Below are 15,333 nucleotides of genomic sequence, written 5' to 3'. Positions count from 1 at the left end.
CTATGAGCTCCATATAGTAGCAGGAAGGAACTGCCAATCACATAAAATAATTGTTCGATAAAGGCTACTCATACCACTGATAAGTCGATTAAAAATCTTCTACTTCCTATAAGTAAGGCCTCAATATCTGAGGCCTTGTTATTACGCTAAATTAAACCGACTCTCTTTAGAGATGCTCTTCGGCGTATTCCGCTAAGCGTGAACGCACCACGCCATTTAGATACACGTTGGCGCTGCCTTCAAAGTCTTTAAAACGTTCAACAATATAGGTTAAACCTGAGGTCACTGCGGTTAAGTAGTTAGAGTCGATTTGCGCTAAGTTACCGCAGCAAATCAGCTTTGTGCCCTCGCCCATACGGGTGATCATGGTTTTGATCTGCGAGGCGGTGAGGTTTTGACATTCATCCAGTAGCACTATGGAGTTTTGGATCGAACGCCCGCGCATAAAGTTAATCGATTTAAACTGAATGTTAGCCTTCTCCATGATGTAGTTCATGCTGCCGGTGGGATTCACATCATTCTTATGTAGTACTTCGAGCGTATCGGTAATGGCGGCCAGCCAAGGCATCATCTTCTCCTCTTCCGTGCCGGGCAAGAAGCCGATAGATTCGGCGATTTCAGGGGTGTTACGGGTGACGATCACTTTGTCGTAGCGATTACGCTCGACCACCAGTTCCAACGCCGCCGCCATGGCGAGCAAGGTTTTACCGCAACCCGCTGGGCCGGTTAAGATCACCAGATCGATATCGGGATCGAGCAGCGCCTGCAATGCCATGCCTTGATAGACGTTTTTAGGTTTAACACCCCATGCCTCGAGGTTTTTCACCCGCTCACGGCCTAAATCTAAAATATGTAAATGGGTGTCTGTGCGCTCGGTAACACGGCCGCAAAAATCAGACTCTGTGTCGATAAGATATTGGTTGATATAGAAATTATCATTTTCGAGGTCTTTGAGCGGCACTTCATGCACTGTGTGTCTACCGTGACGCTCGGTGGAGACCTTATTCAAGTGCTCCCAAAAATTACCTTCGAACTGGTAAAAACCTTTGCTGAGGAAGCGAATGTCTTCGATCAACTGGTCAGTTCGATAATCTTCAACCAATTGAATGCCCGCGCCCTTAGCTTTGAGGCGCATATTGATATCTTTGGTAACTAAAACAACGGTACGGGGTTGATGCAGGTTTTGCAGATGTAGGGCGGTGTTGATAATGCGATTGTCGTTTCCATCTCCCGGCAGGGCGCCTAAGGTAAAATCGACAAGGTGGTCAGGGAAGATGGAGAGCGAACCGACCGCATCGGCATGACCCTCTCGGCTGGGCAAAGGGACACCATTGATAATCTGTTCTGGGGTAGTTTCACCGCCTAGGGTATCTTCCAATGCCCTGATAGCAACCCTAGCATCCCGACTCACATCACTCTTTCGATCTTTAATCTGGTCCAACTCTTCTAGCACTGTCATCGGAATGACCACATCGTGCTCTTTAAACGAATAGATCGCCAAAGGTTCATGTAGTAACACATTGGTATCCAGTACAAACAACTTTCTGTCGTCTTGTTCCATGGCGCCTCCAGAGTGCTTCATTAAAGTTTAAACAAACTTTTGAGTCTCAATAAAAGTTACCCAACTCCTATTACTGGCAAAGCTTATGGCAAAGAATGATCATAAGGTTCAAGTTGATAGCACTTTACTCGCACTTAAACCTTAAGTTGATATTGGCACCAAACTCACGAGATAACAATACAGCAACCATTGTTTACCATACAGACTCGAGGCAGTGTATAACCGCGGATGTGACATTAGCGTGACAATTTCATGTACTGGCACGACAATTTTGTCGCTTGTACAATTTGTAATCTAGCACTCTGGGAATTAGGCTCTAACGGGTGAGAGGGCGATTTAAATATCACGAGTATTGGTATAACATACGCGCCCTTTGTTAGAGTCCGCCTAGAAATGAGAATTTAAGATGCCGTTCGCCTTAGGTCAACGTTGGATAAGTGATACCGAGTCAGAGCTTGGTTTAGGAACTGTGGTTCAAGTAGAAGGCCGTATGGTCACTGTTTTATTCCCTGCCACGGGTGAGAACCGCATGTTCTCCCGAGCAGAAGCCCCTCTGACACGCGTTATATACAATCCCGGCGATTCGGTTGAAAGCCATGAAGGCTGGAGCCTTGCGGTCAGTGAATTGACCGAGAAAGACGGGATAGTAATCTATCACGGCATTCACAGTGAGACAGGCGAGCAAGTTACCCTGCGTGAAACCCTGCTGAACCACAATATTCGTTTCAATAAACCCCAAGACCGTTTATTCGCCGGCCAAATCGATCGCCTCGACCGTTTTGGTGTGCGTTATCAGTGCCAAATGTTGCGCCACAAACTGGCCTCATCGGATTTGCTTGGTCTGCAAGGTCCACGCGTTGGACTTATTCCGCATCAAATGTGGATTGCCCATGAAGTCGGTCGTCGCTATGCACCGCGTGTACTGTTAGCCGATGAAGTGGGTTTAGGTAAAACCATTGAAGCGGGTCTGATTATTCACCAACAACTGCTGACCGGCCGCGCCGAACGCATCCTAATTATCGTGCCCGATACTTTGCGCCATCAGTGGTTAGTGGAAATGCTGCGCCGCTTTAACCTGCGCTTCTCGGTATTTGATGAAGATCGTTGCGTAGAAGCCTATGCCGATCACGACAATCCTTTCTACACAGAACAATTAGTAATTTGTTCACTCGAATTACTGCGTAAGAAAAAACGTCTTGATCAAGCCCTAGATGCCGATTGGGATCTGTTAGTGGTTGACGAAGCTCACCACTTAGAATGGACCGAAGAAGCGCCAAGCCGCGCTTATCAAGTGGTTGAAGCATTAAGCGAAGTGATCCCAGGCGTTTTACTGTTAACCGCAACGCCGGATCAACTTGGCCATGAAAGTCACTTCGCCCGTTTGCGCCTGCTCGATCCGGATCGTTTCTACGATTACGATGCCTTCCTAGCCGAAGAAGACAGCTATAAAGACGTCGCCATTGCCGCCGAAGCGCTGGCTGGCAACGCTAAATTACCCGATACCGCTATCAACAGCTTGACCGAATTACTGGGCGAGAAAGACATCAGCCCAAGTATTCGTTTAATCCAAGCCGAGAGTATTGATGCCGAAGTACAGCAAGCTGCTCGCAGCGAATTACTGCAAGAATTACTCGACCGTCACGGCACTGGCCGCGTCTTATACCGCAACAGCCGCGCCTCAGTAAAAGGCTTCCCTAAGCGTTTCTTTAACGCTTACCCACACGCCATGCCAGATCAATATCAAACAGCCGCACGCGTCAGCGGCATGATGGGCGGACACAAGTCATTAGAGGCGAAAGCGGCGCAAGCCCTGAGCCCTGAAAAGCTGTATCAAGAATTTGAAGATAACAGCGCCAGTTGGTGGAAGTTCGATCCCCGTGTGGATTGGTTAATTGAGTTCTTAAAATCACACCGCAGCAAAAAAGTGCTGATCATCGCCAGCCAAGCGGAAACCGCCCTGAGCTTAGAAGAAGCCCTGCGCACCCGCGAAGGGATTCAAGCGACGGTATTCCACGAAGGCATGTCGATTATCGAGCGCGATAAAGCTGGCGCTTACTTTGCTCAAGAGGAAGGCGGCGCACAGGCACTGATCTGTTCTGAAATTGGTTCTGAAGGCCGTAACTTCCAGTTTGCCAGTCACTTAGTCCTGTTCGATCTGCCGCTAAACCCAGATCTATTGGAACAGCGCATCGGTCGTTTAGATCGTATCGGCCAGAAAAATGATATCCAAATTCACTTGCCGTACCTTGAAGAGACCGCCCAAGAACGTTTGATGCAGTGGTATCACCAAGGGCTAAATGCCTTCGAACTGACTTGTCCGAGTGGCCATGTGCTTTACAGTGAATTTGCCGAAGATCTGTTAAACGTGCTTGTGGTTGATGACAGCGACGAGCTGACAAACCTGCTCAATCACACCCAGAGCCGTTATAAAGAACTCAAGCACGCCATGGAGCAAGGCCGCGACAAACTGCTGGAAATCAACTCACACGGCGGCGAGAAGGCAATGGCTATCGTCCAACGCCTCGCCCAGAATGATGGTGATACCCATTTGATCGGTTCAGTGATCCGTCTGTGGGATATTATCGGTGTCGATCAAGAAGATAAGGGTGAAAACTCGATCATTCTGCGTCCAAGCGAACACATGATGTTCCCAACCTACCCTGGCTTGCCAGAAGATGGCGTGACTGTGACCTTCGACCGTGACACAGCGTTATCTCGCGATGATATTGCGCTGATCACCCAAGAGCACCCACTGGTACAAACGGGGCTAGATCTGATCACAGGTTCAGAAACCGGCACCACCAGCGTCGCGATTCTGAAGAATAAAGCCCTGCCTGCAGGTACCTTATTCTTAGAACTCATCTACATGGCCGATGCTTCTGCACCTAAGTCGAGCCAGTTGTATCGTTATTTACCACCGACACCCATTCGCGTGTTGCTGGATAAAAATGGTAACGACCTGTCGGCTAAAGTGGATTACGCCAGTTTCGATAAGCAATTGAGCGCGGTGAATCGTCACATTGGCGGCAAGTTAGTCACCGCATCTCAGCCAATTCTGCATCCGTTATTTGCTAAGGGTGAGGAATATGCTCAAGTGGTTGTGGATGAAATGGTCGCCCAAGCCAGAGAGAAAATGACTCAGCAACTGAGCGCAGAGCTAAGTCGTTTAGAGTCACTCAAGGCGGTGAACCCCAATATCCGTGAGGAAGAATTGGAATACCTGCGCAATCAGATGCAAGAGTTAAACACTTATCTGGATGCCAGCCAGTTACAACTCGATGCGATCCGGATGGTGCTCGTTAGCCACGTATAGGCCCGAGCGAAACCACAGGTTTCCATCAATTAGCCCAGCCAAAGCGCTGGGCTTTTTTATGCCCTTTAGCTTTCGATTCAAAGTGGTTTTCTATAATAAGCGGCTTTTGATGCTCAGCGGCGTCACTTCAACTGACTTGGTTATCCGAAATGATGAGGCATGACCCTTTGGCGAGGAAAGTTCACTTTTTGGTAATTGTTCAGGTTATACTCAAGCACTGATGAATTTATGAGACTACACAGGTGGTTATCAATTCTATGGCACGCATTATTTCACTTCTCTTTTGCCTCCTACTTGGTTTCACTACCATCTCTTCCCGCGCGGCAGACCCAGCAACAGCTGCGCCAACGCCAGCCGAAGTCAGTGCTAAAAAATTAAATAACCGCTATTTACCCGAGAATGAAGTCAAACAAATCACCATAGACAATCAGCCCTACGATTTGTTAGTACGGCCATGGGAAGGGAAAAAGAAACTCGGTGCGGCAATCATTCTGCCCGCCACCAACGGCACAGCAGACGCGCCGGGACTAATGGCGTTTGTGCGCCGTAATATTAATCCTGCCGGTTGGGCCAGCTTAAGTTTAACTCCGCCAACTGAGCTGCCTGCGGCCAATTTTGCCACCGCCGCCACCGAAGTCACCTCGCCCGGCGCCGCGCAATTAAGTTCGCCGTCCAACAAACCTAGCCCTAAAATCAAGCCCGAAGATAACAGCAAACATCTGCAAGAGCAGGAAGACTTTCTGGTCCAAAGCATGTCGCAATTAGATGCGGTCGGCGCAGACTATGCGGGCAAACGCATTTTGATCACCGCCGACCAAAGCGCTGGATTATTGATTAGCCTATTGAGCCAAAAGAAGATTGCCGATCCCGATGTGCTGATCGTCATCAATCCCTATCGTGAGGATGAAAAGCTCAACCAAGCACTCGCGGAGCAACTGGCGAAACTCACGCTGCCGATTTTAGATATCCAATCGCCAGACGGTCATCCCGCCTCATTAGAAACGGCCGCTAATCGTAAGATTTTAGCCGTGACCTTAAAAAGCCCTAACTACCGCCAAACCAGCTTAGCGCTCAATTTAGATAACGAGAGCGCGTGGCAGAATTGTTTAAATGCGATTAAAGGCTTTTCCGCCCGCATGAGCGGCGCGCAGTAAACGCCACGATTCCAACTAATTCGAGCCAAATAGCACTACCAACCCGACTGACGATCTTGGTAAGGTTTCTGCGGATCTTTCAGCTGACGCGCCGCCGCTATCTTGCAATTTTTGCCTAACAATAACCGAATCTGACTAATCGACTCACGGCAAAGCAGGCTACGCACCGAAGCCGTCCAACTACGGTTAATGCTGAGTTTGATGGCCGCTGCTGCATCCGGTGAGGTTTGCATCAGTTGCTGCGCCAATTGTTGAGCCGCTTCCATCGGCGTCTCGCTCACTTGGGTCACGAGTCCTAAGGTCAGCGCTTCATTGCTCTCAAGCACTTTTGCCGTCAGGCTCAGCAGCATGGCTTGATCCTTAGGCATGATTTGCCTTAACGCGACCAACCCCGCCATATCGGGCACGAGTCCCCATTTCGCTTCCATAATCGATAACTTACAGTCATGGCTAGCGATGCGCACATCTGCGCCCAAGGCAATTTGCATACCGCCGCCATAGCAACAGCCCTCAAGCACGGCAATCACAGGTACAGGCAAGTTTTGCCAACCTAATGACACCCGCTGTGCCAAGTTAGCATTCCCAGGTAAGCCCTTAAACAGTAACTTAACCGCCTGCATGGGTGCCGACATCACGCTTTTGACATCGAGCCCAGAGCTAAAATGGCCACCCGCCCCCGAGAGGATCACGGCTCGTACCCCACGATTAGATTTGATCTTTTTAATCGCACGGTCGAGATCACTAAACATCAAATAGTTAATCGCATTCATTTTTTCAGGACGATTAAGCAACACATAGGCGATGCCATCATCGATTTTGACTTGTACACTTTGGCCACTCATGAAATATTCCGTTACTGGTCAGTCCAGAATAAATGTTAACACGTTTGGAATAATTCACTAAAAGATATAACATAAGCCTGTTTTTTGACTTGAGTCAAAATATTGCCAATTCAAACATGGACTGAAGGCAACTTATGTTAGGCTGTCGCCACTACGTGCGGTAATCCTAATGTATCTTTCGATGAGATAGACTTATCGAACTCGGCAATGAAGTTACCTCGCCGCCAACATCGACACTTATGTAGCACTGTACTTGCCGCTAAGGATAAAGCCGCAAACAAATGGACTCAATCGTCCGTTTTTATGCGCTACATCCTTGTTATTTGCTAAAAATTAGCCAGCTCGATTTAAGATTTTGCATCATATGATTCAATAATGAGTCAAATTTTAATGTCAGCGAAAAAACGAAATTAATCAATAATATCTATAAGTTACATCTAGAAGATATAAATCAGACTTGCCCGAAGAACGCAATTCGTCAGTCGGACCTGAAAAATAAGTGTTATCTTCAATTAATGGGCAAATAAGGATCACTAGTCAGCATGTCAATATCTGTACTCATCTGTGACGATTCCGCCATGGCGCGTAAGCAAATGGCCCGCACGCTCCCAAAAGAGTGGGATGTGGAAATTACTTATGCGACCAATGGTGCCGAAGGCCTTGATGCTATCCGAGCCGGAAAAGGCGAAGTGGTGTTTCTCGATCTCAACATGCCAGTGATGGACGGTTATGAAGTACTGCAAACCGTGCAGCAGCAGGATCTCCCCGCGCTGATCATTGTGGTCTCTGGCGACATTCAAATCAAAGCTCATGAGCGAGTCAAAGCCTTAGGCGCATTAGATTTTATTCAAAAACCCGTTAGCGCCGATGCCATCAGCAACATTTTGCAAGATTACGGCATCCTAACCCTGACGCAGAAAGATATCGCCGACGAAGTCCCGATGATCAAAGTCGACATGCGTGACGCTTGCCAAGAAATAGCCAACGTCGCCATGGGCCGCGCCGCCGATCTGTTAGCAAAGTTACTCGATGTATTCGTGTTACTGCCCATCCCCAATGTGAACGTGCTTGAGGTGAGTGAGTTGACCATGGCACTCAAAGCCACGGAAGAAAGCTCGACCGTATCGGCACTTTGCCAAGGTTTTATTGGGGCGGGGATTGCGGGTGAAGCCCTGCTCTTGTTCCATGATTCCAGCTTTAAGGACATGGCCAAGCTGATGGGATTAGCCAATCCTGAAGATAAAAATACTGAGATAGAAGTCCTGATCGATACCGGAAACGTGCTGATCGGCGCCTTCCTTAACGGCATTTCTGAACAGCTCGACATGAAATTTAGTCAGGCTCACCCTGTCGTGCTAGGACGGCACTGCACGGTTAACGATCTGATCCATGATAATTCAGAGAAATGGCAGCGAACTTTGGCTATGGAGATCAACTATCGGATTGAAGATCATAATATTCAATGCGATTTGTTACTGCTCTTCACCGAGGATTCTATCCCCACGCTTAGCTATAAACTCGGCTATTTACTTGATTAACCAGTTGGATTTTATCCTATGTCAAATGACCAAAGCGCAATGAACGAACTACACTGGCTCATCGATATGGTGCAAACCATAGAGGTGGGATTAGTGGTATTAGATCGCCATTACAATATCCAGCTGTGGAACGGTTTTATGGAGAATCACAGCGGTGTTTCCCCTAATTCGATCAAAGGTCAAAACCTGTTTACCCGCTTCCCCGATCTGCCCGCCACTTGGTTAAAGCAGAAAATGGAATCGGTTTTTATGCTTAAAAACCGTGCATTTATTAGCTGGGAACAAAGGCCGTACGTTTTCCAATTTAAAAACTACCGCCCGATCACGGGCCGTGCTGACTACATGTACCAAAACGTGACCTTGTTGCCACTGGCATCGCTCACGGGACAAGTGACCCATATCAGTGTGATTATTTATGATGTGACTGATATCGCCATCAACAAGTTACAACTTAAAGCCGCGAACGAGCAACTCGAGCGCCTAAGCCAAACCGATGGCCTGACTCAGCTGCATAACCGTCGCCATTGGCAAGAATGTTTAGACCATGAGTACGATATATATGCCCGCTACTCAGGCATGGCAAGTTTAGTGATGATAGATATCGATAACTTTAAACATATCAACGACAGCTATGGTCATGTTGCGGGTGATAAAGTGATCCAGCATATCGCCCACTTACTCAGCCAATCCCTGCGTGAGACCGATTGCGCCGGACGTTATGGCGGCGAAGAATTTGCAGTCGTATTGCCCAAAACCAGCGGCGCCGATGCCATGTATTTCACCGAGCGACTCAGGGAAAAAATCGCCGCATCCGTCATTCTGTATGAAAGCCTGAAGATCTCTGTGACTGTGAGTTTAGGTGTGTGCGAAATTGGTTCCCACATCACCAGCAGCTCAAGCTGGATTTCTTGCTCCGATAAAGCGCTGTACGAAGCCAAGCAAAAAGGCCGTAATTGCAGCGTTTTGCATACCAGTACCAGTGTGAACAAAACGACCCAAGACTAACATATTCACCCAATAAAAATGCCCATCATAGATGGGCATTTTTATTTAAAACGGTACAGATTAGATATTTACGTACGAATTAATGAGGGAAACCATCATCATCTTCTTCTTCGTCGTCTTCATCTTCGTCATCCATTTCATCACCGACGAAATAGGTGCCCCAACCGTCATATTCCACTTTCTGTTTTACCGCTAATTGCAGCAGTTGTTCTGCGGCTTTATCCAGTAATTCAACTTCTAGTTTGTGGTGCGCGACAGCATCGAAACAGAAAATAATTGAACCATCTTCCAGTTCCATTTCTTCAGCGTCGTTTACCTCAAAACCTAATTTAAAGGCATCTACTGCGGCTTTTTCGAGACGATCGAAATTGGTCGATGAAAAGTGATGCTCAATAACATATTCCGCATCAGGCTCTGAGCCATCGTCAAGCAGGGCTTGCACTATGTCACGATTCTCTGCAAGTTGGGCTTTTAACTGACTTTCAATAGACATGGATTTGTCTCCGTTAAGGTAAATCTGGCTCAAATTGGCATTATACCCAAACAACCTGAAGATGCAGGATTCAGCGGGAATTTAACGCACTTTAGGCAAGGCGGTTATTTGCAGACCTAGCGGGCTAAGTTAAAAATAACCAACTCAGCATAAAGTGCTTTAAAACCCGCCGGGACGGAGCGCCTAGGGCACTCCATTTCCGTGTTGCATCAATTCAAAAGGTGACCGACATTCTTTCATTGATGCGCCTTGAATTGAAGCACCCTAGGCGCTCTGAAACTCGTATCTTCAGGTAGCTTGGGTATATTATACGTCATCACTCGCGAGAGTTTTACCCATAAGTGCTGCCGCCTCTTGATTTATCTCAGCAAATCTCGCCGACATGCTGGCATGGATTTGCGCAGAAAAGTTTTTCACATCGGCTTTATCTAAACCAGCTGTCGGCACAGGTGCCATCATATCGATAATGACTACACCGTTATTCCAGCGATTGAGCTTAATGTGGCTTTGGCACGAGGCCAATACCGGCACAACAGGCACTCCCGCCGCAATCGCAGTATGGAAAGCGCCCGCTTTAAAAGGTAACAAACCGCGACCACGAGAACGTGTGCCTTCAGGGAAAATCCACACAGACAAATTCTTCTGTTTAATTTTTTCCACGGTTTTCGCCATAGTATCAAAGGCACTATGACGGTTTTTGCGGTCGATCAGAATATTCCCTGACAACCAATAAATTTGACCGAATAATGGCATCCACGCCAAACTCTTCTTGCCCAAACTCACAGTCCCTTTAGGTACCGCTGTCGTGTGAGTGAAAAGATCGAAGTTATTCTGATGATTTGCGAGGAAAATATAGGGGCCATCCTGCACATCTTTATGTCGACGTACAATCACTTTGATCCCAAGGATCGGAGCGACCGATGAGAAGATCTTGGCGAACATATGTACATTGTCGCGGTGCCGAGGTCTTAATAAACACACTAAGCCACCAAAAATAAAGGCAAGCAACAATGACACCGCCAACAGCATTGATCTGACGATTAAAAGCACGATTTACTCCGACTATAAAAGTGGCGACAGTATATCCACCATGGCTTTGGGACTCAATATATTGTTTACATCTGTAAGCTGACTTGCTAACAAGCAAGCAAAAAAGCCCATCGATATACTGAAAATCCAGTGTATCGATGGGCTTTTATATCAATATTTATCTAAGCGTGGTGCTTTGGCAGGATTTCAGATCCCGTTGCCTGAGGCGCAACTTTAGCTAACACAAAACGGATGACTAAGGCGCTCACGGCCAAAGTCGCGACAATCGCCGCACCGCTGGGCAGATCTAACGTCGCCGACAGGACTAATCCTAGAACATAACCCAACAAACCGACGAGGTAAGCGTAAAATAACCGACCTTTACCGCGGTACTTGTTCAGTGCTAAAGCGGGCAATATCAAGGTACTGAACACCAGATAAACGCCCACTAATTCAACCGACAAGGTAATGACCAGCGCAAATAACAGATAGAACCCAGCACCATCCAACATCTGGGGACGCAGGAATATCGCCAATAGCACCAGTGAATATACCACTGCTGGCAAAATCAGTTGTGACCAACTCACCCACAGGATCTGACCTGACATCAATTGCTTTAACAGCTCGGCGCCGTGTGGGTCGTTCGCCAGCAGCAACATAGCCGCTACCGCAGACAACACATAAAAGCAGCCGATCATTGCCTCCAACTCACCCGCCATCCGCTTAGATAACCAAGCGATAAACCCTGCGCCCGCGAGGGCAAACAACGCTGGCATCCACACATTAGCAAACGGCATGTCTTCTAACCTGTGGTCCATGTGAGCGACAATCGCGCCTAAGGCGGCAACTTGCGCTATCGCTAAATCGATAAAGATGATGCCACGCTTAAGTACTTGTCTCCCAAGTACAATATGCGTCGACAACACTAAGATCCCAGCTGCCAATGCAGGCAACAGAATCGACATCAGTTCAAGATCAAACATAGGTTTATTTCACTCCATTTAAGAGGGAAATCACGCTGTCATAAAGGCTAAATAAATCTTGACTCTTATCGTTGCCACCCACAGACATAGGCAACATCACCACGGGCAAGTTCGCTTTTTCACCCAGCCATTTTGCACCGCGCTCGTCCTGATAAGAGGCCACGACCACCGCCAGAATATCTCCCTGTTCAGCGCGCGTCAGCAGACTCGCTAAGTGGCCGCTCGTTGGAGCTAAACCCGGTTTAGGCTCTAAATCTGCTACTTGCTCGATACCAATCCAGTTGAATAAGTATCTGAAGCTTGAGTGGTAAGCGATCACTTTTTTACCTTGTAATCCCTTAGCTTGCTCTTCCCAACGCGGGACTGCGGCTTGCCAGCGAGTGGTAAAATCTGCCAGTGACTTTTGATAATCGGCCGCGCCAGCAGGATCTAACTGAGTCAGCTTAGCACTCAGTGCCGTGGCGACTTTTAACAGCCGCGTCGGGTCAAAATGGATATGTGGATTGCCTTGGGCATGCACATCACCCATGCTGCGATCGACACTGGCCAGCTTATCTAAGGTCTCGATTTGATCGGCGGCGAAAAATAAGCCTTGATCGGTCGAGCGCACGTTAGCGTTTGCCGACTTCATCTGCAGCATAGGCAACCAACCCACTTCAAGATCGGCACCGGCGCAGACCACAAGATCTGCCTGACGCATTTTGGCGATCAAACTCGGACGCGCCTGCACTTGATGCGGGTCCTGCAATGCTGTTGTTGCCGAATAGATGCTCGCCGTAGGAGCCAGCTCCTTCGCTAATGCTGCATATTCAGGTTCACAGGCAAACACGTTCAGTTCGGCGTGGGCCAAACCAGTATAAGTGGCAGATAAGGCCACTGCGGCCAATTTAGCTAAATTAGAATTGATGCGCACCGTGAGCCCCCAGAGACATAATGTATTGAATAGTGAAGATGTTGTCGTCTTCAATTCCGTCGAAGTTAGTACCCTTTTGATTGGTATACTGGAAACGAACCGTCGAGAAATGGCTAGAATGCCAAGCCAAACTCACCTCAGATTCTTTCAACTTCTGCCCATGGAAATGATCGCCATGGAGTTCTTGGGTATCCGCTTCACCATAACGTACACCCGCTGACCAGCTAGGCGTGAATTGGTACACACTGCTCAGATACCAACCTTGGTGGTAATCTTGGCTTGGCGCATCCTCTGGATGCAGATCGACAGGGGTAAAATCGCTCACCCGATAATACTCGCCGCTCACGGTAAGATTCTGATATTTGTAGTTACCGTTAGGCGCCCACTTATAAACAAAATCAGCACCATAGGTATTTTTACCTGTGTACGATGCGGCGTGGCTATGACCTGCGTGCTCATCACCATGGTCATGCTCATCTTCATGCTCGCCTTCTTCATGGGCAGTCACTTGGCCATTCTCGTTACGCAGGTAACTTAAACCCGCTTGCCATGAGCTGTTATCGCCTATGTCGCCACCGATTTTTGAGTACAAGGTATAAACGCCGACCTTCTTAAACTCACGTTCACCATGCTCATCGGCGGCACGTAAACTGTCGCCCTTAAAGGCTTCAACGCCCATAGTCCAATACAAGTCGGTTGGCGCTACGTAGTTGAAACGTATACCGTCATCGAAATAATGGCCGCCTAAAAATGCGCGGTAAACCACTGGACGGTCGGTGAAAGAATCTGTGTGTAAATGTTGGTTATTGAGGTAACCAATGTCCGATAGGAAACGGCCACCACGGATAGAAAATCCCGCTGACATCGCCATGGTTTGAATGAAGGCTTCTTCAAGATTCAGCTCAGTCTCACCGTCATGCATTTCAACTACTGCGGTGATTTTACCGTAAAACATATCATCGATATTGGCACTCATCGCCAGTTCAGTCTCGCCTAAACCAAAGCCATCTGGACTCTCGGCTAATGGGCGCTCACCCGTTTGATAGTAACCATTTAATACGGCGCTGATCGCTGGGTTCGTGAGGCTCGAATCTTCAGCCAATAAGCTAGGCGATACAAACGCACACGCCAAAGCCACCAAAGAAATTCGGGTATTTAAAACAGTCATGATATCTCCAAAATACAACTAGCACTCGACGACTGATATAAAGTCATCAAGAAATACAATAAGTTAAAATGTTTGAGTTGATTTAGAGCGTGACAGGAGGCGCACGACTGCGATAAACACTGACGTGTTTAGAAATGGAGGGGGGTAAAACAAATTCGACCACATCGAAATGCTGTACGCCTAAATTAAGCGTCAGCGGTTGGGTCAATAGAATCTTGTTGAGCTGGTGCTGATGGAAGCACAGGGTACAGTGGGTCTTAGCCCCATCGTCAAGATGGGTCACACTATGGGCTGAGGCGGCAAAAGACAGCAATATCAAGATGGCCGAAAGCCATATCGAAATCGTGCGTCTAATGTGACGTTTAAGTCTCACTCAGTCGTCCCCATAGTTAAAAAGTTGCATAAGTCTATGTCAGGGCCATAGCAAGTTGCAATAAGGTAATCACTTTGCAAAAGGTTACAAGATATTTGAGCAGGGTAATCTTAGCAGCAACTTGCCTCGTACATAACGGCGAAACCTTACGGGAGTGCTGGTAAAAGAGTACATTTAAGATTAGCTTAAGTGAGTGTAACTATAGTGTATTTAGTTTTTATGTCAGCGAGCACAACGGCGAAATTGAGCTCGATATGGCGTCCGTTTTTAACCACCAAAAGGCAACTCTCATGCTAGCATTTTTTCGTGAAAACTTAGGGCTTATCTTAGGGATAGTGATTTTCAGCGTGGTGATATTTGGTGGGATTTATTACGTTGAGCATTCCTTAGCGGCCCAAGAACAAGTCGTTCAGTAAACCAGGAGTCACACTCTGTGGCGGTAATTCGCCTCGGTAAACTCCTTTTTCGCTATACCTTGAGCGCCCACTATAGGCGCTCGAATCATTTCTGCCTCAGCTGATTATCTACTATCGGTACTTCTGTCTTTGGTCACTATCATCGACGGGTTCCGGCGCTTCAATGGTGATCACTTGGTCCATAAAGTGACTCACGAACAACAACATCAGCGAAAAAATCATCACAGGGATCGCAAAGTGCCGCACTGAGGCATCGAAATAACTGTATCCCGCTGTAAACACACTCAAATAAAAGCCCAATAACTTAAGCTTAGCCAATGTTGGGCTACGGCCTAACCAAGCGGTGCAGTGGGGACAACGCACTTGGGCGTCGAAGCCTTTGCCTCTTTGTTGGGTGATGTCACTGACCTTGATGTACTGATTACAATGGGAACACAACATGAAAACACGATTCCTAAATAGCGATGCGCAAGTTTACCAGATCCCTACCAGAGTACGGCCAGCAAATGCTGATAAAAGGCTAATCTTGTCGAAAATGCGGGGAA

At 47.6% G+C, this 15,333-nt stretch carries 14 protein-coding genes; 5 read left to right on the top strand and 9 right to left on the bottom strand.

The annotated features are described in order from the left end of the window. Positions 1 to 166 precede the first annotated feature (166 nt). Positions 167 to 1,561, bottom strand: coding sequence for a PhoH family protein (locus tag Q4Q52_RS02875; RefSeq protein WP_311989798.1), 1,395 nt, complete (start codon positions 1,559 to 1,561; stop codon positions 167 to 169). A 406-nt stretch (positions 1,562 to 1,967) separates the two neighbouring features. Here Q4Q52_RS02875 and rapA point away from each other — a divergent pair, with 406 nt between their 5' ends. Together rapA and Q4Q52_RS02865 are read left to right on the top strand one after the other, a co-directional pair. Further along, the gene (gene rapA, locus Q4Q52_RS02870) at positions 1,968 to 4,874 is read left to right on the top strand and encodes an RNA polymerase-associated protein RapA (RefSeq protein ID WP_311989797.1); all 2,907 of its coding nucleotides are present in this window, start codon (positions 1,968 to 1,970) and stop codon (positions 4,872 to 4,874) included. Positions 4,875 to 5,131: 257 nt separating this feature from the next. Continuing rightward, positions 5,132 to 6,028: a DUF3530 family protein gene (locus Q4Q52_RS02865; protein ID WP_115333828.1), complete on the top strand. Its 897-nt coding sequence runs from the start codon at positions 5,132 to 5,134 to the stop codon at positions 6,026 to 6,028. A 35-nt stretch (positions 6,029 to 6,063) separates the two neighbouring features. Here Q4Q52_RS02865 and Q4Q52_RS02860 read toward each other — a convergent pair whose 3' ends face one another. Then, positions 6,064 to 6,870, bottom strand: a complete 807-nt coding sequence (locus Q4Q52_RS02860) for a crotonase/enoyl-CoA hydratase family protein (RefSeq protein WP_311989796.1) — start codon at positions 6,868 to 6,870, stop codon at positions 6,064 to 6,066. 542 nt (positions 6,871 to 7,412) lie between these two features. Here Q4Q52_RS02860 and Q4Q52_RS02855 point away from each other — a divergent pair. Both Q4Q52_RS02855 and Q4Q52_RS02850 read left to right on the top strand, forming a co-directional pair. Beyond that, positions 7,413 to 8,408 (top strand): response regulator, encoded by a 996-nt coding sequence (locus tag Q4Q52_RS02855; protein WP_006080020.1) that lies wholly within the window; start codon positions 7,413 to 7,415, stop codon positions 8,406 to 8,408. Between the two features lie 18 nt (positions 8,409 to 8,426). After that, positions 8,427 to 9,413: a sensor domain-containing diguanylate cyclase gene (locus Q4Q52_RS02850; protein ID WP_006080017.1), complete on the top strand. Its 987-nt coding sequence runs from the start codon at positions 8,427 to 8,429 to the stop codon at positions 9,411 to 9,413. A 79-nt stretch (positions 9,414 to 9,492) separates the two neighbouring features. Here Q4Q52_RS02850 and rraB read toward each other — a convergent pair whose 3' ends face one another. The 6 genes from rraB to Q4Q52_RS02820 form a co-directional block, all read right to left on the bottom strand. Further along, entirely contained in the window at positions 9,493 to 9,906 is a 414-nt protein-coding gene (gene rraB / locus Q4Q52_RS02845; RefSeq protein WP_311989795.1) for a ribonuclease E inhibitor RraB, read from the bottom strand. 306 nt (positions 9,907 to 10,212) lie between these two features. After that, complete coding sequence (locus tag Q4Q52_RS02840) at positions 10,213 to 10,956, bottom strand: 1-acylglycerol-3-phosphate O-acyltransferase (protein WP_012090274.1); 744 nt, start codon at positions 10,954 to 10,956, stop codon at positions 10,213 to 10,215. 161 nt (positions 10,957 to 11,117) lie between these two features. Continuing rightward, positions 11,118 to 11,918 carry a metal ABC transporter permease gene (locus Q4Q52_RS02835; protein ID WP_006084227.1) on the bottom strand — a complete coding sequence of 267 codons (801 nt, stop codon included), beginning with the start codon at positions 11,916 to 11,918 and terminating at the stop codon, positions 11,118 to 11,120. A gap of 4 nt (positions 11,919 to 11,922) precedes the next feature. After that, complete coding sequence (locus tag Q4Q52_RS02830) at positions 11,923 to 12,831, bottom strand: metal ABC transporter solute-binding protein, Zn/Mn family (protein ID WP_311989794.1); 909 nt, start codon at positions 12,829 to 12,831, stop codon at positions 11,923 to 11,925. Further along, a complete protein-coding gene (locus Q4Q52_RS02825; RefSeq protein ID WP_311905636.1) occupies positions 12,815 to 13,999 on the bottom strand; it encodes a hypothetical protein in 1,185 nt (394 codons plus the stop codon). The genes Q4Q52_RS02830 and Q4Q52_RS02825 overlap by 17 nt, the downstream gene beginning before the upstream one ends. A gap of 82 nt (positions 14,000 to 14,081) precedes the next feature. Then, positions 14,082 to 14,372, bottom strand: a complete 291-nt coding sequence (locus Q4Q52_RS02820) for an ABC-type zinc uptake system zinc chaperone (RefSeq protein WP_311905635.1) — start codon at positions 14,370 to 14,372, stop codon at positions 14,082 to 14,084. 290 nt (positions 14,373 to 14,662) lie between these two features. Between Q4Q52_RS02820 and Q4Q52_RS02815 the strand changes: the two genes are divergently transcribed. After that, positions 14,663 to 14,788, top strand: a complete 126-nt coding sequence (locus Q4Q52_RS02815) for a hypothetical protein (protein ID WP_086010635.1) — start codon at positions 14,663 to 14,665, stop codon at positions 14,786 to 14,788. A 111-nt stretch (positions 14,789 to 14,899) separates the two neighbouring features. Here the strand turns inward: Q4Q52_RS02815 and Q4Q52_RS02810 are convergent, their stop codons facing one another. Next, the gene (locus Q4Q52_RS02810) at positions 14,900 to 15,229 is read right to left on the bottom strand and encodes a hypothetical protein (protein WP_006084232.1); all 330 of its coding nucleotides are present in this window, start codon (positions 15,227 to 15,229) and stop codon (positions 14,900 to 14,902) included. Positions 15,230 to 15,333: the final 104 nt, after the last annotated feature.

Source organism: Shewanella sp. SP1S2-4 (genome assembly GCF_031932075.1).
Classification (GTDB): domain Bacteria; phylum Pseudomonadota; class Gammaproteobacteria; order Enterobacterales; family Shewanellaceae; genus Shewanella; species Shewanella baltica.
Note: the sequence above shows the minus strand (reverse complement) of the source record. Positions and strands in the feature narration are given on the sequence as shown.

Bases quoted from the DNA above. Each gene is read 5' to 3' on its own strand.
- Q4Q52_RS02810 (WP_006084232.1), bottom strand. From the start codon at position 15,229: ATGTTGTGTTCCCATTGTAATCAGTACATCAAGGTCAGTGACATCACC.
- Q4Q52_RS02825 (WP_311905636.1), bottom strand. From the start codon at position 13,999: ATGACTGTTTTAAATACCCGAATTTCTTTGGTGGCTTTGGCGTGTGCG.
- Q4Q52_RS02875 (WP_311989798.1), bottom strand. From the start codon at position 1,561: ATGGAACAAGACGACAGAAAGTTGTTTGTACTGGATACCAATGTGTTA.
- Q4Q52_RS02835 (WP_006084227.1), bottom strand. From the start codon at position 11,918: ATGTTTGATCTTGAACTGATGTCGATTCTGTTGCCTGCATTGGCAGCT.
- Q4Q52_RS02850 (WP_006080017.1), top strand. From the start codon at position 8,427: ATGTCAAATGACCAAAGCGCAATGAACGAACTACACTGGCTCATCGAT.
- rraB (WP_311989795.1), bottom strand. From the start codon at position 9,906: ATGTCTATTGAAAGTCAGTTAAAAGCCCAACTTGCAGAGAATCGTGAC.
- Q4Q52_RS02865 (WP_115333828.1), top strand. From the start codon at position 5,132: ATGGCACGCATTATTTCACTTCTCTTTTGCCTCCTACTTGGTTTCACT.
- Q4Q52_RS02855 (WP_006080020.1), top strand. From the start codon at position 7,413: ATGTCAATATCTGTACTCATCTGTGACGATTCCGCCATGGCGCGTAAG.
- rapA (WP_311989797.1), top strand. From the start codon at position 1,968: ATGCCGTTCGCCTTAGGTCAACGTTGGATAAGTGATACCGAGTCAGAG.
- Q4Q52_RS02860 (WP_311989796.1), bottom strand. From the start codon at position 6,870: ATGAGTGGCCAAAGTGTACAAGTCAAAATCGATGATGGCATCGCCTAT.
- Q4Q52_RS02815 (WP_086010635.1), top strand. From the start codon at position 14,663: ATGCTAGCATTTTTTCGTGAAAACTTAGGGCTTATCTTAGGGATAGTG.